20 protein-coding genes are annotated in these 17,509 nt (G+C 42.2%); 8 read left to right on the top strand and 12 right to left on the bottom strand.

Annotation, left to right across the window (positions count from 1 at the left end):
* Positions 1-9 precede the first annotated feature (9 nt).
* The 4 genes from BW980_RS09260 to BW980_RS09245 form a co-directional block, all read right to left on the bottom strand.
* Positions 10-810 (bottom strand): alpha/beta fold hydrolase, encoded by an 801-nt coding sequence (locus BW980_RS09260; RefSeq protein ID WP_245800019.1) that lies wholly within the window; start codon positions 808-810, stop codon positions 10-12.
* A complete protein-coding gene (locus tag BW980_RS09255; RefSeq protein WP_076454958.1) occupies positions 797-1,495 on the bottom strand; it encodes a DUF3307 domain-containing protein in 699 nt (232 codons plus the stop codon). The genes BW980_RS09260 and BW980_RS09255 overlap by 14 nt, the downstream gene beginning before the upstream one ends.
* A complete protein-coding gene (locus BW980_RS09250; RefSeq protein WP_076454957.1) occupies positions 1,496-2,104 on the bottom strand; it encodes a SatD family protein in 609 nt (202 codons plus the stop codon).
* A gap of 83 nt (positions 2,105-2,187) precedes the next feature.
* A complete protein-coding gene (locus BW980_RS09245; protein ID WP_076454956.1) occupies positions 2,188-2,640 on the bottom strand; it encodes a methyltransferase family protein in 453 nt (150 codons plus the stop codon).
* A gap of 87 nt (positions 2,641-2,727) precedes the next feature.
* Between BW980_RS09245 and BW980_RS09240 the strand changes: the two genes are divergently transcribed.
* The 4 genes from BW980_RS09240 (at position 2,728) to BW980_RS09225 (ending at position 7,860) form a co-directional block, all read left to right on the top strand.
* Entirely contained in the window at positions 2,728-3,297 is a 570-nt protein-coding gene (locus BW980_RS09240) for a non-canonical purine NTP diphosphatase (RefSeq protein ID WP_076454955.1), read from the top strand.
* Positions 3,298-3,439: 142 nt separating this feature from the next.
* Positions 3,440-5,218, top strand: a complete 1,779-nt coding sequence (locus BW980_RS09235; protein ID WP_076454954.1) for a DEAD/DEAH box helicase — start codon at positions 3,440-3,442, stop codon at positions 5,216-5,218.
* 99 nt (positions 5,219-5,317) lie between these two features.
* Positions 5,318-6,094, top strand: a complete 777-nt coding sequence (locus BW980_RS09230) for a carboxypeptidase-like regulatory domain-containing protein (RefSeq protein ID WP_076455555.1) — start codon at positions 5,318-5,320, stop codon at positions 6,092-6,094.
* A gap of 50 nt (positions 6,095-6,144) precedes the next feature.
* A complete protein-coding gene (locus tag BW980_RS09225; RefSeq protein ID WP_076454953.1) occupies positions 6,145-7,860 on the top strand; it encodes an alpha-amylase family glycosyl hydrolase in 1,716 nt (571 codons plus the stop codon).
* A 62-nt stretch (positions 7,861-7,922) separates the two neighbouring features.
* On the opposite strand, the gene BW980_RS09220 is transcribed toward BW980_RS09225, so the two are convergent.
* Positions 7,923-8,369: an SRPBCC family protein gene (locus BW980_RS09220; protein ID WP_317042191.1), complete on the bottom strand. Its 447-nt coding sequence runs from the start codon at positions 8,367-8,369 to the stop codon at positions 7,923-7,925.
* A gap of 191 nt (positions 8,370-8,560) precedes the next feature.
* Complete coding sequence (locus tag BW980_RS09215) at positions 8,561-9,217, bottom strand: TrmH family RNA methyltransferase (RefSeq protein ID WP_076454951.1); 657 nt, start codon at positions 9,215-9,217, stop codon at positions 8,561-8,563.
* A 35-nt stretch (positions 9,218-9,252) separates the two neighbouring features.
* On the opposite strand from BW980_RS09215, the gene BW980_RS09210 reads away from it, so the two are divergent.
* The 3 genes from BW980_RS09210 (at position 9,253) to purB (ending at position 12,005) form a co-directional block, all read left to right on the top strand.
* Positions 9,253-9,945, top strand: coding sequence for an SIR2 family NAD-dependent protein deacylase (locus tag BW980_RS09210; RefSeq protein WP_076454950.1), 693 nt, complete (start codon positions 9,253-9,255; stop codon positions 9,943-9,945).
* A 24-nt stretch (positions 9,946-9,969) separates the two neighbouring features.
* Complete coding sequence (locus tag BW980_RS09205) at positions 9,970-10,557, top strand: adenylosuccinate lyase (RefSeq protein ID WP_076454949.1); 588 nt, start codon at positions 9,970-9,972, stop codon at positions 10,555-10,557.
* A gap of 104 nt (positions 10,558-10,661) precedes the next feature.
* Positions 10,662-12,005 (top strand): adenylosuccinate lyase, encoded by a 1,344-nt coding sequence (purB, locus tag BW980_RS09200; protein ID WP_076454948.1) that lies wholly within the window; start codon positions 10,662-10,664, stop codon positions 12,003-12,005.
* Between the two features lie 81 nt (positions 12,006-12,086).
* Here purB and BW980_RS09195 read toward each other — a convergent pair whose 3' ends face one another.
* The 6 genes from BW980_RS09195 to BW980_RS09170 form a co-directional block, all read right to left on the bottom strand.
* A complete protein-coding gene (locus BW980_RS09195; protein ID WP_076454947.1) occupies positions 12,087-12,902 on the bottom strand; it encodes a mechanosensitive ion channel family protein in 816 nt (271 codons plus the stop codon).
* Positions 12,903-13,046: 144 nt separating this feature from the next.
* Positions 13,047-13,583 (bottom strand): DUF4252 domain-containing protein, encoded by a 537-nt coding sequence (locus BW980_RS09190; protein WP_076454946.1) that lies wholly within the window; start codon positions 13,581-13,583, stop codon positions 13,047-13,049.
* Between the two features lie 58 nt (positions 13,584-13,641).
* Entirely contained in the window at positions 13,642-14,187 is a 546-nt protein-coding gene (locus BW980_RS09185; RefSeq protein WP_076454945.1) for a DUF4252 domain-containing protein, read from the bottom strand.
* 59 nt (positions 14,188-14,246) lie between these two features.
* Positions 14,247-14,789: a DUF4252 domain-containing protein gene (locus BW980_RS09180; protein ID WP_076454944.1), complete on the bottom strand. Its 543-nt coding sequence runs from the start codon at positions 14,787-14,789 to the stop codon at positions 14,247-14,249.
* A 16-nt stretch (positions 14,790-14,805) separates the two neighbouring features.
* Positions 14,806-15,255 (bottom strand): hypothetical protein, encoded by a 450-nt coding sequence (locus tag BW980_RS09175; protein ID WP_076454943.1) that lies wholly within the window; start codon positions 15,253-15,255, stop codon positions 14,806-14,808.
* The gene (locus BW980_RS09170; protein WP_076454942.1) at positions 15,242-15,751 is read right to left on the bottom strand and encodes an RNA polymerase sigma factor; all 510 of its coding nucleotides are present in this window, start codon (positions 15,749-15,751) and stop codon (positions 15,242-15,244) included. The genes BW980_RS09175 and BW980_RS09170 overlap by 14 nt, the downstream gene beginning before the upstream one ends.
* A gap of 239 nt (positions 15,752-15,990) precedes the next feature.
* Between BW980_RS09170 and BW980_RS09165 the strand changes: the two genes are divergently transcribed.
* Positions 15,991-17,481: a S41 family peptidase gene (locus tag BW980_RS09165; protein WP_076454941.1), complete on the top strand. Its 1,491-nt coding sequence runs from the start codon at positions 15,991-15,993 to the stop codon at positions 17,479-17,481.
* The last annotated feature ends 28 nt before the right edge of the window (positions 17,482-17,509 follow it).

Raw genomic sequence — 17,509 nt, 5'->3', positions numbered from 1 at the left:
AAAGCCGGTTTAATCTAAAAATGAGACCACGGCTTCGGAAAAGGCCTTTGTTTTATAGGTGGCGTTATGATCACCTTCCACAATGACAAATTCACTTTTGGGAATCGCCTTATGCAGTTCTTCGGGACTACCATTATCAACATCCTCATCCCCCGCAATAACCAGTACTTTGGCCTTCACATAGGCCAAATGGCTTTTTCTGGTGTACGGTTGGTAACGCTGTTGCAGATAGAGACTTCTAAAGTCGGCACCTACCGATTTCGCATAGGCTACGGCCTCTTTCGTTTCTTCGGTGACCCTTCCGGCAAAGGCTTTCATAAATTTAATTTTCCTAGGCCACATGTAGTCGGTAAAATCGATACCCATACCTCCTAAAACCGCCTTTTTCACCCGCTTGTCGCGCAACAAAAGTTTTGCCAAAACAATACTGCCCCGAGAGTACCCAATGGCCATATATTTTTTTTGTCGCAAGTGCTGCATAAGAAACATAACATCCATTACCTCGGCATCAAAATCGTAAGCTTCTTTGACCTGGGGCTTATCCGACTCCCCATTACCCCGAAGATCGAGGGCAACGACCCTAAACCCTTCTTGCAGCAACTGTTTCTTTAGTTTGGTTTCCTGCCAAGATTCCTTGGTATTGATAAAGCCATGAATAAGCAAAACCACCTTTCCCTCACCCTCATCGGTATAAGCGATTTTTGTATCGTCAAAAGAAGTAAAAAATTTAGTCTGGCACCGCGCCGTGGCCATTGACAACAAAAAAACGAAAGGCAGAAGCAGTCGCATCCTTAATTTACGCATTGACATAAATGATTCCTGTAATTATGGCAAGTCCGAAACTTAACAAGGTTCCTATCAAAATATACTCGGTAAGTTTACGGTTATTGCTTTCCTTTAAATCATTGAACCTGAAAACCGATTTAGCCCCTATCAGAAGACCTATAGCTTCCCACCTTCCCATAATAATGAACATAAGAACGAACAACCGCTCTATTATGCCGATATACTTTCCGGCGTTAGGCAATGATTTATGATCCAATTCAATTTTGTCCGACATGGCCTCCAACAACTTCCCCATGATAATCGCGGCAGGAGAACTGACAAATACGATCGCGGTGACCAAAGGCCAATCCAACCCTTGAAAAAGAGCCATGGTGTGTTCGGTCAGATTTCCGTAATACACACAGCAATACAGCACCAAGATATGAAGTACCTGATCTAAAAAGAACGGAACACTTTGAAGCCTGAACCTGGGCGCAACGTACAATTTGGCCAAGTCGATAACATAATGTGAAGTCGCAATGACCAAGGCTATTTTCCAATATTGCAAATCCCACACCAACAGCATGATCAACGCAAAGTGAAGCAAAACATGTAAGTAAAGGTATCTCGACTTTTCCTTATTTGCTTCCTTATGAATTACCCAGCGACTCGGTTGCAACAAAAAATCGCCGATCAAGTGGGCCAGTAAAAGTTTAGTGAACAGAACCATCTAACTTAATTCTTTTAAGGTTTTTGAATAATACTCAAGTAATTCCTGCACCAAATCCAGACGAGCCCGTTTTTGACGTTGGCTTACCGCCGACTGCTGAATATGTAGCCTTTCGGCAATTTCACTTTGCGAGGCATCAGGATAATCTAAAGCCAACACTATAATCTCTGCCGATACGGGGCTCCAGTCATCCATAAAATGCAGCGCCAACTTTAACATGAGATTTAAGGTCTCGTCAATAAAACCATTTCCGGTAGCAATGGTCAAATTAAGCTTCTCTTCTTTAAGCGACTCAAAAGTTCTACCCGACCTATGATAGGCCGGACCGTTAGACTCACTCACTCCGATTCCCTTAAAGGTCTCACTGCCCAGACCAATGCCCATACGAACATCCAAGCCCTTAACCGTTTTTATCAAGGCCTTTATATGTATAGCCGCACGCAAGGCATCTTCCTTGGCTATTTTCAACTGAAACTCATCGCCCCTATAGACCTCCCAATCGACGGGCGAACTACCTAGTCTCGACAGGTAAGCCTTGAGAATGCCCAACCACTCCGACGAGTTGTGGTTTTCTGAATTAATGATGTCTCCAGTAATTATCGCTACCATAATTATATAAGCTAAAACGCTAATATATTAAAATATTAGTCAAAAAGCTAATATTTTTAATTATAAGTCATATCGCTTATATATTAAAACCACCTCCGAACATTGAGACAATACTGCCTGTACTCCTTACCAAAGCTCTCTAAAAGGGCCGTTTCTTCAGGAATGATCTGAAATCGGTTCATATAGGCTACAAAACCGGCCGCCAACAAGGTATTGAACGCATTCCCCAACCAAATACCCCAACCCAGTAACACCATCAACAAAGCCAAGTACATCGGATTTCTAGAATAGGCAAAAATACCTCCCTGAACCAACCGACTTGCCTTTGAAGGCGCCGTAGGATCTACAGTAGTGCGCAGCCGAAAGAATTGAAAAAGGGCCCAAGCCGCAACTATAGCAGCAAAGAACAACAATACCCCCATCAGATAATATCGTCCAAAAAAATCAAAATACCCGAAAGGCAAAAATGAAGCCAGCAAATACATTAAACCGGCAAAAACCAAAAAAACAACCGCGGGAGGTATCTTCAACTCCATAATAACCTATTTATAGCTTTTCAAAATTACTATTTTTGCCCCCACTAAAAGCATCCTACTAAAAACAATCTCAAATTTCAATATTACATGAAACTGGTTTTCGCAACGCACAACAAGAACAAACTCGACGAGGTAAAGGCACTCGTACCCCCACATATCGAACTGGTTTCATTGACCGATATCGGCTGTTTTGACGAAATACCCGAAACCGGAAGCACTTTAGAGGAAAACGCCCAACTAAAAGCCGATTACGTTACCGAAAATTACGGCTTACCGTGCTTTGCAGACGATACCGGCCTTTTAGTAGACGCGTTAAACGGTGAACCCGGGGTCTTCTCCGCAAGATATTCCGGTGAAGGCAAAAATGCCGACGACAACATGAACAAACTTTTGACCAAGTTAAAAGACCACCCTAACCGTGCGGCACACTTCAAAACAGCAATAGCCCTAAACCTAAACGAAAAAAAATACATGTTCGAAGGCATAGTAGAAGGCCATATAACCCTGCAAAAAACGGGGGATGGCGGTTTTGGCTATGACCCTATATTTCAACCCAAGGGATACCAAAAGACCTTTGCCGAAATTCCCTTGGAAACCAAAAACCGTATCAGCCACAGGGGCCTAGCCATTCAAAAATTATTAGATTTCCTCCGATAATCGCTATCTCGATAATTAAACGTACCTTTGCACCTTAATTTTAACGCCGCCGGTATGGCAGGTGTTGCTCCGAGTACTAAAGGTTATATACGATAATCGCTCTATGCAACACACCTATTAGCGATTTAAGTATACCTTTTTTATGACAAAATTTGAAGCATTAGGGCTAAGTCAGCCCCTATTGGACGCTGTGAACGACATGGGTTTTGAAAGCCCTTCCGAAGTACAGGAAAAAGCAATCCCAATTTTATTGGAAAGTGAAACGGACCTCGTGGCGCTTGCACAAACAGGAACCGGTAAAACGGCCGCCTTTGGTTTTCCTTTAATCCAGAAACTCGACAGCAACAGCAGAACTACCCAAGGGTTGGTACTCTCCCCTACCCGCGAACTTTGTTTGCAGATCACCAACGAGATTCAGGCTTACTCTAAATTTGTAAAAGGTTTGAACACCGTTGCCATTTATGGTGGGGCCAGCATCACCGATCAGGCCCGACAAATCAAACGTGGCGCACAGATCGTTGTGGCAACTCCCGGCAGAATGAAAGATATGATCAGCCGTGGTCTAGTCGATATTACGAAAATCGACTACTGTGTTCTCGATGAGGCCGATGAAATGCTCAACATGGGCTTTTTTGAAGACATAAAGGACATTCTTTCGAATACTCCTAAAGATAAATCTACCTGGTTGTTTTCAGCTACTATGCCTAGGGAAGTAGCAACGATCGCCAAAAAATTCATGCATAGCCCTATTGAAATTACGGTAGGAGCCAAAAATGCAGGAACCTCAAACGTACAGCACGAATATTACGTAGTTGGCGGAAGAGATAGATACCCCGCCCTTAAACGACTTGCAGATGCCAACCCTGATATTTTCTCGGTAGTTTTCTGTAGAACGAAAAGAGACACACAACGTGTGGCCGAAAAGTTAATCGAAGATGGGTACAATGCAGGAGCATTACATGGCGACTTAAGCCAAAACCAACGAGATTTGGTAATGAACTCCTTCCGTAAGAAGCAAATACAAATGTTGGTCGCTACCGATGTAGCGGCACGTGGTATTGATGTCGATGACATTACCCATGTTATCAACTATCAACTTCCCGACGAAATTGAGACCTATACCCACCGTAGTGGCCGTACGGGCAGAGCCGGTAAATCTGGTATTTCAATGGTTATCGTAACCCGAAGTGAAATGCGTAAGATCCACGCCATAGAGAAAAAGATCCAACAAGATTTTATCTCTAAGAAAATTCCAACAGGTATAGAGATTTGTGAAATACAACTTTATCACTTGGCGAACAAAATAAAGGAAACCAAGATAAACAAAGACGTAGAGAACTACCTTCCGGCCATTAACGACGTTCTAGAAGGAATTGACCGCAACGAGCTTATCAAAAAGATCGTGTCGGTAGAGTTCACACGTTTCTCTAATTATTATAACAAAACCAAAGACCTAAATTCATCTGGTTCTGACGATCGCAGAAGGGAAAGAGGCGAAAGAAACACGCACGCCCCATCTAATGGTTCGGTACGTTACTTTATCAATGTAGGTGAAAAAGACGGTTACGACTGGATGTCATTAAAAGACTTCCTTCGAGACACCTTGAACCTAGGTAAAGAAGATGTTTACAAAGTTGACACGAAAGACTCCTTTTCTTTCTTTAATACCGAAGCGGAACACACCGAGCAAATCCTTCAGTTTTTTACCGACTTTAAATTAGAAGGCAGGTTCATAAACGTTGAAGTATCTAAAAACCCCGGTGGAAGCGGCGGCAGAGGAAGAAATGACCGAGGCAGAAAAAGAGATCGCGATAACGATCGAGGTGGTAGATCTAGAGGCAGGGACAGAAGTACCTCTAAAAGAAAACCTAGCCATTCGGGCAAAAGAAGAAGCTCAAAAAGCAGAAGCGACTTCTTTTAGGCGCCTAACAACTTATATTTAAAGTTAATTGTATATTAAAAAATACGCTTCGGCGTATTTTTTTGTTTTGTTTAGTACATTTAAACTATGCTTAAAGTAATGAAACCCATTGTATTCTTTTTCTTCTTGTTTTCAACCCTTTCCATTTTTGCGCAAGACGACGAAGAAACCGAAGTAAGAGATATAACAGCCATCGTTGTTAACGCACAAACCGACGCCCCCATGGAGAGTGTCCACGTTGTAAACCTTAACAAGGTGGTGGGTACCATTACCAATAGCGAAGGTCAATTTACCATTACCGCTTCCGTCAACGACACCCTTTATTTTTCATTTCTCGGATTTAAGTCCCAAAAAATCAGGGTTACCAATGACATGTACAAGTTCAAGAATACAAAAATTGCCCTTACCGAGCTGGCATACGCTCTTGAGGAAGTAATCGTCAAGCCCTATCAGCTTACCGGCTACCTTGAAATCGATGTCAAGAACGCCCCTATAAACAACGCATACCAATATAGTATTTCGGGACTTTCGGTAGGTTACGAGGGCGGAAATAAGAATCCGAGTGCCGTGACCAAGGTCTTGGGAGCCATTTTAAACCCCGCCGATTTACTTCGTAATCTCTTTGGAAAGCAGCCCAATCAAATGCGAAAGTTGAGAAAAATGAAGGAAGATGACCAAATCCGTGATCTTTTGGCTTCGAAATTCGACCGGGAAATCCTTACCGAACTCCTTCAAATAGAGAAGGTTGACATACAAGACATCCTCAACAACTGCAACTATTCAAAATCGTTTATCACCACGGCCAACGACCTACAGATCCTTGACGCAATAAGCAGCTGCTACGAAGAATTCAAGGTGTTAAATCGTAAAAAATAAATTTTCTATTTCCCATAGCATTTTATAGCTTTAGGGAAAATAGATTTCATATGAAAAGACTGCTCTACGCGGTTGTTGTTCTTTCGATTTTTATCGCTTGTAAGGAAGAGCGAAAAGAAATTATAGAAGAGGTACCCGTTAAGACCGATTCGATTGCTACCCATGTTGAACCTACAAAGAATCTTCCATTCACCTGGGAAGCGGCCAATATCTATTTTTTATTGACGGACAGGTTCAATAACGGGACTACCGAAAACGACCTAAACTACGACAGAACGGAACCTACGGGACCCTTAAGAGGGTTTATGGGCGGTGATATACAAGGCATCACCAAAAAAATAGAGGAAGGTTATTTTTCCGACCTTGGCATCAATGCCATTTGGTTTACGCCCGTAGTAGAACAAGTTCACGGAAGTACCGATGAAGGCACTGGTAACACCTATGCCTATCATGGCTACTGGACCAAGGATTGGACGGCCCTTGACCCCAATTTCGGCACGCGAAAAGATTTGGAAAAAATGGTGAAAACAGCCCATAAGCACGGTATTCGTGTGTTGATGGATGTGGTACTCAACCATACAGGCCCCGTTACCGACGAAGACGAGGCGTGGCCCGAAGAATGGATACGAACCTCCCCCACATGTGACTTTACCTCTTATGAAACCACGGTCGAGTGTACACTGGTAGAAAATCTACCCGATGTTAGAACCGAATCGAACGAAGCGGTCGAACTCCCCGATGCCCTTTTGGCCAAATGGAAGGAAGAAGGCCGACTTAGCCAAGAACTAGACGAACTACAACTTTTCTTTGAACGTACGGGATACCCAAGGGCACCCCGTTACTACATCATCAAATGGCTCACCGATTACGTAAACCACCTCGGTATAGACGGTTTTAGGGTAGACACCGTAAAGCACGTAAACGAAAACGCTTGGTCGGAACTCTATAAAGAAGCTTCCTTTGCCTTTGAGAATTGGAAAAAAATGCATCCCGATAAAGTGCTGGACGACCAGCCCTTCTATATGGTAGGCGAAGTTTATAACTACGGGATTTCCAACGGAAGGGAATTCGATTTCAAAGACAAAAAAGTAGATTACTTTGCCCATGGATTCAAAAGCCTTATCAACTTTGAACTGAAGGAAGATGCCAAGAAGGATTATGAATCGATTTTCCGCAAATACGACAAAATACTACGCTCACAACTAAACGGAAAAAGTGTGGTCAACTACCTGACCTCCCATGATGATGGACATCCATACGACATTGAACGCAAAGACCCTATCAGGGCCGCGAATATCTTAATGCTTACACCTGGGGCCTCCCAAATTTATTACGGAGACGAAACCGCCCGTAGCCTCACCGTAACAGGTACCGAGGACAATCCCGTACAAGGCGATGCTTCATTGCGTTCGTTCATGAATTGGGAAGAGCTCGACACTCTGCCCAAAACCAAAGAAATCTTTGAACATTGGAAGAAATTGGGTACGTTCAGAAGGAAGCATTTGGCCGTTGGGGCAGGCATTCATAAAAGACTGGGTAAAAGCCCTTATGTTTTTAGCCGCAGTTATGCCGAAGGCGATATAAAGGATAAAGTGGTTATCGGGCTCGACCTCCCCAAAGGCAAAAAATCGCTTTGGGTCAAAGGCTTTTTCGGAGATGGAACCAAATTATACGACGCCTATTCCGATACCGAAGTCGTGGTACAAAACGGAAAGGTGATTCTTGAAAACGACTATAACATCGCACTTTTAGAACACAAAGAATAAGCCTTATAAAAAAAGCCCCTTTGATCAGGGGCTTTTTTTTTACAACTGAGTGATATAAGAAGCTAAGCTTCAAGATTGGTCTTTATGTTTTGTAGGCCCTCTTCAAAATCTTTACCCACAGCTTTATCCATGCTCATAAAAATCATCATAATATTCATAGGAAACTTGTGATTCCCCGAAAAACCCCAAGTTACCGAGGTATTTCCATCAGTGGTATCATCGAGCTGTAGATAACAATCGGAAGTAGACTTAAACGGTTTTAAAAAGCGCAATTCAGACTCTATTCGTTCCCCATCAACCATACGGACCACTTCCTGCTCTCCTTCCCCTACTTCTTTGTTTCCCTTCCAATAATTGGTACAACCTACCTCTCCATCGTTTCCCATAAATTTTTTCTCCATATTTGGGTCTTTCTTGGCCCAAGGAGACCATTCGTCCATCTTTTTAAGAGATTTCAAATACTCGAAAACCTCTTGTCGCGGTTTGGCAATTTCAATGGTTCTGTTCACTTCGTAGGTTTTGGGAGCTACAAGTGCCAATATCAAAATTAATACAGCAACACCTACAACAATATAAAGCATGATATACATCTCACATATAATTCATTGGTTATAAGACATAATATACCAAAAAAACAATATAAAAAAAGACTATTGTCCCCCAAACCAGGAAAAACTCATCCCATACTATATGTATTTATCTATCCCTCCACTTCGTACCGCTTCAAAATATCATCAATACTTTTAATCGATTTTTTCGTCCAGTCAAGTCGTTTTTGCAATTTTTCCGCATCGCTCAACTGCCACGGGAGGTCAGTAGCCCTTAGCTTTACGGCCAAGTGCTGTAAAATAATGGCCGCAGAAACCGATATATTCAAACTTTCGGTAAAGCCCAACATCGGTATCTTTAAAAAACCGTCACTCTGCTCCATAGCCTCTTGACTCAAGCCTGTGCGCTCCGTACCGAACAAAAATGCCGTCTTTCCCTCTATTTCAAAATCTTCTAAAAAATGGGAATCGTTGTGGGGGGTAGTCGCAATGACCTTGTACCCGTCCGCTTTCAGCTTTTGTATACACTCGTTCGTGCTCTTATACCTGTGTACATCTACCCACTGCTGGGCGCCCATAGCGATTTTGTCGTCTAATCGCTTACCGTACCTAGATTCTATTACATGCGCCTCCTGAATGCCGAACACCTCACAACTGCGGATGACGGCACTGGTATTGTGCAATTGGTACACATCTTCAATAGCTACCGTTAGTAATTTTGTACGGTCTTCCAATATTTCCAAAAACCGTTGTTTTCGTTCCTCTGAAATAAAATTTTCCAGATATTCGAGAAGTTCTTCTTTAACCATATATCGAATATAATAAAAACTCTATTTTTATAACGATGAAGAAAAGAATTACGATTTTGACCGGCGCCGGAATGAGTGCGGAAAGCGGCATAAATACCTTTAGGGATGCAGGTGGACTATGGGAAGGGCACGACGTTATGGAAGTCGCTTCGCCCCAGGGTTTTGCCAAGAATCCGGAACTCGTTCTCAATTTCTACAACCAAAGGCGACGACAACTTCAACAGGTAAAGCCCAACCTGGCCCATAAGGCCTTGGTCGATCTTGAAAAACTATTCGATGTTACCATCGTTACCCAGAACGTAGATGATCTTCACGAAAGGGCAGGCAGCTCAAACATAATTCACCTTCACGGGGAATTACTCAAAGTACGAAGTACCGGAAATGAAAACCACGTCCTCGATTGGACCAAGGACCTCAATTTAGGGGACCGCTGTGAAAAAGGTCATCAGTTGCGACCGCATATCGTTTGGTTCGGCGAAGCCGTTCCCCTTTTGGAACAAGCGGCCATTGCTACCCAAAATGCCGACATCCTTATCATTATCGGTACATCAATGCAAGTATATCCTGCAGCGAGCCTTATCGACTATGCACAGGAGCATGTTCCTATTTATTTTGTCGACCCAAGACCCAGTGTTCCCGAAAACCACTACAACCATCTTACCGTTATAGCCAAAACCGCGGTAGAAGGTGTTCCCGATTTGGTGCGCAACCTTATCGAATCGATTTAATTACACTAACACCCACAATCTCAAATGACAGAAAAGGAGCTGTATCGATCCCTAGACTACGTAAACCACTCACGCGAAAAACGGGGTGAAATGGCACTTTTGGTCACTACAAATCCGCAATTGGTAAAGCCTTTGCTCAATATTGCCTTTGAGATAGACGACCCTATATCCAATAGGGCCTGCTGGGTCTTGGAATTTACGGCTAAAGAAAACCTTCCCTTTCTTTACCCCCATTTAGATATGTTTACCGCCAATCTTGGCAGGGTACATTTTGAGTCCGCCGTACGGCCTCTTGCCAAAATTTGTGAATTTTTGACCAAAACCTATTTTTCAAGACAAAAAAACGAACTGCAGACGATTATGACCGAAACGCAACTTGAACGCGTAACCGCAGCATGTTTCGATTGGTTGATAGGAGAGCACAAAGTAGCGGCCAAAGCCTATTCCATGACCTCATTATGGCTACTCGGCCAGAGATATCCGTGGATCCACCCCGAACTGAAAATGACCTTAGAACAAAATTACCCAGAGGGAAGTGCCGCATATCAAGCCAGGGCGAGGGAAATTTTGGCCAAGTTAAAGAAGTTGTCGGCCCAAAAACCGAGTTATTAACTTTTTAACTACAACTTTTTAGCACAAGACACCTAAAAACCTTTTAAAACTAGCCCTCATAAGGTATCTTTGCTTTTTTTCGAAAATCAACCTTATACAACATTATGTCGCTAAACGCTTTGAACGCTATTTCGCCTATAGATGGGCGCTACAGAAGTAAAACAGAACCATTGGCACCATTTTTTTCGGAGGAAGCCCTAATCAAGTACAGAGTACGGGTTGAAATCGAATATTTTATAGCCCTGTGCGAAATTCCATTACCCCAACTTTCTGGGTTCGACCACGGCAAATTTGAGGCGCTACGCGAAATCTATATCAATTTTGATACGGCCGACGCACAAGAAATCAAAGAAATAGAAAAAACCACCAATCACGACGTAAAAGCGGTGGAATACTTTATCAAGAGTGCTTTTGATAAATTAGGCCTATCGGCCCATAAAGAGTTCATTCACTTCGGACTCACCTCCCAAGACATCAATAACACGGCCATTCCACTCTCTATCAAAGAGGCTACAAATGAAGTATACGTACCCGAATACACCGCCTTGTTGAACAAAATCGAGGAGTTGTCCAAAGAATGGGCCGACATCCCCATGTTGGCACGAACACACGGACAACCGGCATCACCAACCCGGCTCGGTAAGGAAATAGAGGTTTTTGCCGTACGCTTAAAAGAACAGTTCAACCTCTTGAACGATATCTCCTGTGCCGCCAAATTTGGAGGTGCTACAGGAAATTACAACGCACACAAGGTCGCCTATCCTTCCATTGACTGGAAAGCTTTTGGAACTCGGTTTGTACAAGAAAAACTAGGGCTGCACCACTCCTTCCCTACCACACAAATTGAACACTACGACCATATGGCCGCCCTGTTCGATACCTTAAAACGGATCAATACCATAATTCTTGATTTAGACCGGGATTTCTGGACCTATGTTTCAATGGATTATTTTAAACAACGCATCAAAAAAGGTGAAGTTGGATCATCGGCCATGCCGCACAAGGTAAACCCCATAGATTTTGAAAATTCCGAAGGTAACTTAGGTATAGCAAATGCCCTCTTTGAGCACCTATCGGCCAAATTACCGGTATCTCGATTGCAACGCGACCTGACCGACAGTACGGTTCTTAGGAACGCCGGAATGCCCTTTGCCCATACGGTAATCGCATTTCAGTCTACATTAAAAGGATTGAACAAACTCTTGTTGAACAAAGAGAAATTCGAGCAAGACCTTGAAAACAACTGGGCCGTAGTAGCCGAAGCTATTCAGACGATCTTACGAAGGGAAGGCTACCCCAACCCTTACGAAGCATTAAAGGGGCTCACCCGTACCAATGCCAAAATAGACCAGAATTCCATTGCCGATTTTATCGATACACTTGAGGTTTCTGAAGAAATCAAACAAGAGCTTAAGGTAATTACACCGAGCAACTATACCGGAATTTAAAAATTCAATAAATCCCCTAACAAAAAAAGGCCGCAAATTGCGGCCTTTTTGGGGGGATAATGGTTAGTGTTTAAGTAGCGATTATCCTTTTCTTTGTATTTCAACCTGATGTGGGTAAGGAATTTCAATTCCAGCCTTATCAAGAGCAAGCTTACAGTTTTCCAAGGTTCCGAAATATACATCCCAGTAATCTTCTGGCTTACAGAACGGACGTACCGCAAAGTTTACCGAACTGTCGGCCAATTCCGAAACGTTCACCGATGGTGCCGGATCTTTTAAAACCTTGGGGTCTGAGGTAAGTACATTGAGTAAAACCTCTTTTGCCATTTTTATATCTTCCCCGTAACCTACCCCTATGGTCGTATCGACCCTCATTTTACCTTCTGCGGTGTAGTTGACGATATTTCCGTTAGCCATTGCCCCGTTGGGTATAATGGCCAATTTATTGTCAGGCGTTACTATTTTGGTCGTGAAAATTTCTATTTCTTTCACAACACCCAATAAACCTTGCGCCTCGATCAAATCCCCTATACGATAAGGTTTGAATATAATAAGCAAAACCCCTCCCGCAAAATTCGACAATGAGCCTTGCAAGGCAAGACCTATGGCCAAACCGGCAGCGGCTATAATAGCGGCAAAACTGGTGGTTTCAACTCCCAATTTGGAAATTACCATGATGATCAAGAAAATAGTCATGGTCCATTGGACCAAGCTCAACAAAAACTGTTGCAACGACTCGTCATAACTTTTACGGGCCATACCTTTTCTCAGCACTCCCATAATCTTCTTAATGACCCACGAGCCGATTAGGTAAATTAATATTGCGCCCAATACCTTTGGCCCGTATTCGACGGCAAAATCAATGCCTTTGTTCATCCATACTTCCGCTTGTTCCATAATAGTTTCTCTTTATCTTAGGTTAGTGCTATATTCTGTAAGACACTCCATTTTTCTAAAAGTCACTTAAAATTTTAAATTTTGTCAAAAAAAAACAAACCATGGACTTTGGTTTGTTTTTTTTAGTTGAATCTGTTTGCTTTTTCACTTCATAAATTCGGCTATCTTTGAAAGTTCTCCCCCTTGATAATCAGACTTTTCCAAGACCTGTACGAACTGGACCATTCTAGCGGGGTTCATATTTTTACCCAAAACGCGAACGACCAAAAAACCTTTGTCTTCATTATCCCCATAAATAACCACCTCATCAATGGCATCGTCATCACCAAGGTATTTTATGGTTGCCTTACCGAATTCGGTGTTCATTTTCATAAGCTCGGTAAAGTCTTCATTTTTTAAGATGGACTTTATCACCGCCTTCTCTTTCTGAAAATCGGCCGCATTGGCATCGGTTTTTTTAAAGGCCAGTACGTTCAGCTTTTTTAAGGAACCTAATCCCTCCTTTTGTTCTTCGGTCAATTGGGCTTTCTGAATGTTCAACAAGCCTACCGGTAGATCCAAGGTCAAAAAATTGGGATTTTCCGAATTAGCAACATAATACTGTTGCAGGCTAGGCGTAGAAGTGCAAGCACTCGTAATTCCCAGGAGCAGTACCGCCATGACCCATGTTATTTTTCTCATATACATATTTTAGAATATTGAATTGTATTTAGGTATTCCCTTAGCAGATGCTTCCCGACTACTTTTCCCCTACCTCGTTTAGTTCTTTCGGAAGATCCATCTTTTTGGTCAGGGCCCCGATTTTGTTCAGGTCGATATCGCCTGTCATTGATACCAAAACGCTTTCGAATTTTCTATGATCGATGCCCAGTTCATCGCTATTGATATCGGATACGAACAATAAAAGCTCACTTACATGGTCTTCGTCCCTACCTTGTTTAATATAAAATTTGACCGTGGCATCTTTATCCCTCACCTTCATCAACTCCTCCAATGAAGATGATTTCAAGTATTTTTTTACGGTTTTCCCCATATCTTCGGAGATCCGGGCATCTTCCGTAATAAATACCCTAATCCCCTCTAAGCCTTGGGCGATATCGGCAAAATCTTGGGCATCTTGGTCGCTTTCGTCAAAGGCGGCAATATTGCCCGCCAATCGAATCATACCCTTGTTTATGGTGACAGAGCCTACATCTTTCATATTATCGTACTTATCGAAAATAGATTGAGAGCTGCCCAGAAACGGTAATACCGCCAGTACTAGAAATACACTTAGTTTTTTCATGATTGTTCGTTTTAAGATTAATGATCGTTTTTGATGATTGATTGATGATGATTGATTTATTATCTGTTTTTGCCCGCTTCGTTCAATTCTTCGGGCAGGTTCATTTTTTTCGTCAAAGAACCTATCTTGTTCAAGTCGATATCGCCGGTAAGGGATAACAATACCGTTTCGAATTTTCTTCCGTTTACATCTATATCGTTCTTCATACCGGTCACGAACATCAAGAGCTCGCTCACATGGTCGTCATCTTTACCGCTACGGATGTAAAACTTTACGTTGGCATCTTTATCCTTTACCCGCATAAGTTCTTCCAACTTGGCCGATTTAAGGTATTTCTCTACCGATAGTTTCATATCTGCAGAAATCGCCTTGTCTTCGGTAATGAACACTTTTAGGTTATTAAGGCTTTTGGCTATATCCATAAAGTCTTTTGCCTCGGGGTCATCTACCTCAACGTCTATTTTACTCAACAGGTTGAACATACTTCGGTTCACGACCACGGCACTGACTTTGTCCAAGTCTTCATACTTATCGAACAGGGACTGTGAAAAGCCCATAATCGGCAACACTGCTACTATTAGTACTATTAATATTTTTTTCATCTTTCGGGTTTTTATTTTAATTCTTATTGTAAATTTTATCTTTCGCCTCAACGAATTCGTTCAAATAGGCCATCTTCTCCGTGCCCCTTTCCATATTTTGGGCCAATAGGTCTAAGGCTTTTTTGGTTTCGTTATAGGCATATTGGGCCTGTTGCTGTTCCACTTCCTTTTCATCATAATAGGTTTTCCCAAAATAAACACCGAACATCAGCACTACCGCCGCCGCTATCGACAACCATTTATACAGGCTACTCCCTCCTAGTTTCTTTTCAGGGCCCAAATCAAGGGGTTTTGCAAACCTTTCTTTTTTGGCCTTGGCGATAAAACCGAACAAAGGAGCGTATGGCTTTAGGTCGTCAGGTATGTTCTCTTTAGAGAAATAGTCTCTCAATAACTCTTCTTCGGCTACCGTGGTATCGGCTTCAAAGTATCTTTCGAGCAATTTTTTTACGTTATCCAATTCCATAACTGTGTTTTTGCATTAATTTTTCCCTAACGGTCTTTCTCGCCCGAGATAGGGCCACCCGTACTGCCGTTGGCTTCATCTCTAACATATCGGCAATTTCATCGTAATCATATTCTTCAACATCGCGCAACTGCAAGACCATTTTTTGCTGCTCCGGTAAATCTTCCATAATTTTCTGTACCCAAGAGACGCTATCTTTGGCCTCTACTTTTTTCTGTAACGAACTACCGCCCTCCTTATAATTGGTATGAACCAGTTTCAAGTTTCCGGCCTGTTTCGATTTTAGACGGTCTAAACAGAAGTTCTTTGTCATGGTCACCGCAAAAGCCTCAACGTTCTTGTACTGCCCCATATTCTTTTTCTTCGCCCATAGCTTCAACAGAATCTCCTGGGTAGCGTCCTCAGCCTCTTCCCTAGAAACCAGCAAACGTTTTGCCAAACGATAGAGCTTATCCTGAAAAGGACCGACAATCTTTAAAAAATCTGCCTGTTGCATTGTTTTGGTCGGGTTACTATTGAACACTTTATATTGAGGTCTTCATAATCAAGACGAGACACTTCTGGTTATGTTACAAATATTTTTTAATTTTCACTTTGTAAGCTATTACTACAACTTTTTACTAACTGTTTACGTATACTAACTTAAACGATTTAAAATAAACTCCCCCATTATATTATCATACCTTTTTTGGAACGGTAATTGATTCGGTAGTTTTACTTTACAACAAAAAAGCTATGAAAAAGTACCTCTTATTATTGTTGTCCGCAGGGCTATTCTTTACCAGTTGCAAAAACGATGACAATATTTTCCCCGATGACAATGGAGATGAAACCCAAAAAACGGCAAACGATTACCCCGTACAAAATTTCATGTACCAAGTAATGAATTCATTTTACTTCTGGCAAGAAGATGTTCCGAATCTGGCCGACAGCAAATTTGAAAGTCTTGATGACCCGGATTATATTTCTTTTTTAGCTTCTGAACCTGACCCCGAAGCCTTTTTCAATGGCCTATTGTTCGAAGATGATCGTTTCAGTTTCTTAAGGGAAGACTATCACGATTTGGTAAATAGCTTTCAAGGGATATCAAAAAGCAACGGCCTTGAATTCGGTCTTTCTTTTTTTGGTGACAATAGTGATGTTTTTGGATATGTACAATATGTTGTAAAAGATTCAGATGCGGATAAAAAAGGCATGAAAAGAGGCGATATTTTTATTACCATAGATGGAGAACAACTTTTTTACAACTCTGCAACGGACAACAACTTCCACTTGTTCAACGAGGATAGTTACACCTTGGGAATGGCAGATATTGTGGACAAGACCATCACGCCAAACAATATAAAAGTCACCCTGACCAAGGAAGAGGGCCTAACAGAGAACCCTATTTATTTATCTACAGTTATCGAACATAATGGCGTAAAAGTCGGCTACATTATGTACAACTCCTTTATAGCCGGTTATGACGATGAACTGAACGAGGTCTTCGGAAACCTTAAAGCTGAGAATATAGATGAACTTGTCCTCGATTTCAGGTATAATCCCGGTGGACGAGTTACATCGGCAATACAAATTGCCAGTGCCGTTTACGGTACCAACACCGATGAACTTTTTCTCAAGGCCCGTTACAACCAAAAGATTATGGAAACATTCGACCCTGGCGATGGAGAAGAAAATTTTGTGGACACGACCTTTGACAGCAAAACCCCACTCAACACCCTAAACTTAAAGCGTGTATTTGTCATAGCAACAAGAGCCACGGCTTCGGCCAGTGAATTGGTAATGAACGGACTTGCACCCTATGTTGACGTGGTCCACATTGGAGAGAACACCGTTGGAAAAAACGAATTCTCGAATACCTTCGTCGATGACCCCGAAAACAACTATTTCTACAATGAAGATTTCGAAGATAGAATAAACCCCGATAATCAATGGGGTATACAGCCGTTATTGGGCCGCAATGAAAATGCCGATGGCTTTTTAGATTACACCAATGGTCTGGTTCCTGACTATGAATTAGATGAGGACGCAGGCAATCTAGGCGTTTTAGGCAATGCCGATGAACCCCTTCTGGCCCTTGCCCTATCGGTGATTTCAGGAGAAACCGCAAAACGAAGTTTCGAACCTCTTATATCCGTCGATTTCGTTTCCAGTTCAAAAATGTTCAAGCCCGGCGCGGGCAAAATGCTGATGGATGGTTTGATAAAACCGTTAAAATCAAAATAATACAAATAAAGCACACTAATTTTACGTT

This window comes from Zobellia uliginosa, from assembly GCF_900156625.1.
In the GTDB taxonomy this organism is placed as follows: Bacteria; Bacteroidota; Bacteroidia; order Flavobacteriales; family Flavobacteriaceae; genus Zobellia; species Zobellia uliginosa.
Note: the sequence above shows the minus strand (reverse complement) of the source record. Positions and strands in the feature narration are given on the sequence as shown.

What these genes read in the sequence shown, in the direction of transcription:
- BW980_RS09260 (WP_245800019.1), bottom strand. Translation starts at nt 810, where the DNA reads ATGTCAATGCGTAAATTAAGGATGCGACTGCTTCTGCCTTTCGTTTTT.
- BW980_RS09255 (WP_076454958.1), bottom strand. Translation starts at nt 1,495, where the DNA reads ATGGTTCTGTTCACTAAACTTTTACTGGCCCACTTGATCGGCGATTTT.
- BW980_RS09185 (WP_076454945.1), bottom strand. Translation starts at nt 14,187, where the DNA reads ATGAAAAAACTAAGTGTATTTCTAGTACTGGCGGTATTACCGTTTCTG.
- BW980_RS09205 (WP_076454949.1), top strand. Translation starts at nt 9,970, where the DNA reads ATGACAGAAAAGGAGCTGTATCGATCCCTAGACTACGTAAACCACTCA.
- BW980_RS09225 (WP_076454953.1), top strand. Translation starts at nt 6,145, where the DNA reads ATGAAAAGACTGCTCTACGCGGTTGTTGTTCTTTCGATTTTTATCGCT.
- BW980_RS09230 (WP_076455555.1), top strand. Translation starts at nt 5,318, where the DNA reads ATGAAACCCATTGTATTCTTTTTCTTCTTGTTTTCAACCCTTTCCATT.
- BW980_RS09170 (WP_076454942.1), bottom strand. Translation starts at nt 15,751, where the DNA reads ATGCAACAGGCAGATTTTTTAAAGATTGTCGGTCCTTTTCAGGATAAG.
- BW980_RS09180 (WP_076454944.1), bottom strand. Translation starts at nt 14,789, where the DNA reads ATGAAAAAAATATTAATAGTACTAATAGTAGCAGTGTTGCCGATTATG.
- BW980_RS09175 (WP_076454943.1), bottom strand. Translation starts at nt 15,255, where the DNA reads ATGGAATTGGATAACGTAAAAAAATTGCTCGAAAGATACTTTGAAGCC.
- purB (WP_076454948.1), top strand. Translation starts at nt 10,662, where the DNA reads ATGTCGCTAAACGCTTTGAACGCTATTTCGCCTATAGATGGGCGCTAC.
- BW980_RS09215 (WP_076454951.1), bottom strand. Translation starts at nt 9,217, where the DNA reads ATGGTTAAAGAAGAACTTCTCGAATATCTGGAAAATTTTATTTCAGAG.
- BW980_RS09210 (WP_076454950.1), top strand. Translation starts at nt 9,253, where the DNA reads ATGAAGAAAAGAATTACGATTTTGACCGGCGCCGGAATGAGTGCGGAA.
- BW980_RS09245 (WP_076454956.1), bottom strand. Translation starts at nt 2,640, where the DNA reads ATGGAGTTGAAGATACCTCCCGCGGTTGTTTTTTTGGTTTTTGCCGGT.
- BW980_RS09250 (WP_076454957.1), bottom strand. Translation starts at nt 2,104, where the DNA reads ATGGTAGCGATAATTACTGGAGACATCATTAATTCAGAAAACCACAAC.
- BW980_RS09235 (WP_076454954.1), top strand. Translation starts at nt 3,440, where the DNA reads ATGACAAAATTTGAAGCATTAGGGCTAAGTCAGCCCCTATTGGACGCT.
- BW980_RS09190 (WP_076454946.1), bottom strand. Translation starts at nt 13,583, where the DNA reads ATGAGAAAAATAACATGGGTCATGGCGGTACTGCTCCTGGGAATTACG.
- BW980_RS09195 (WP_076454947.1), bottom strand. Translation starts at nt 12,902, where the DNA reads ATGGAACAAGCGGAAGTATGGATGAACAAAGGCATTGATTTTGCCGTC.
- BW980_RS09165 (WP_076454941.1), top strand. Translation starts at nt 15,991, where the DNA reads ATGAAAAAGTACCTCTTATTATTGTTGTCCGCAGGGCTATTCTTTACC.
- BW980_RS09240 (WP_076454955.1), top strand. Translation starts at nt 2,728, where the DNA reads ATGAAACTGGTTTTCGCAACGCACAACAAGAACAAACTCGACGAGGTA.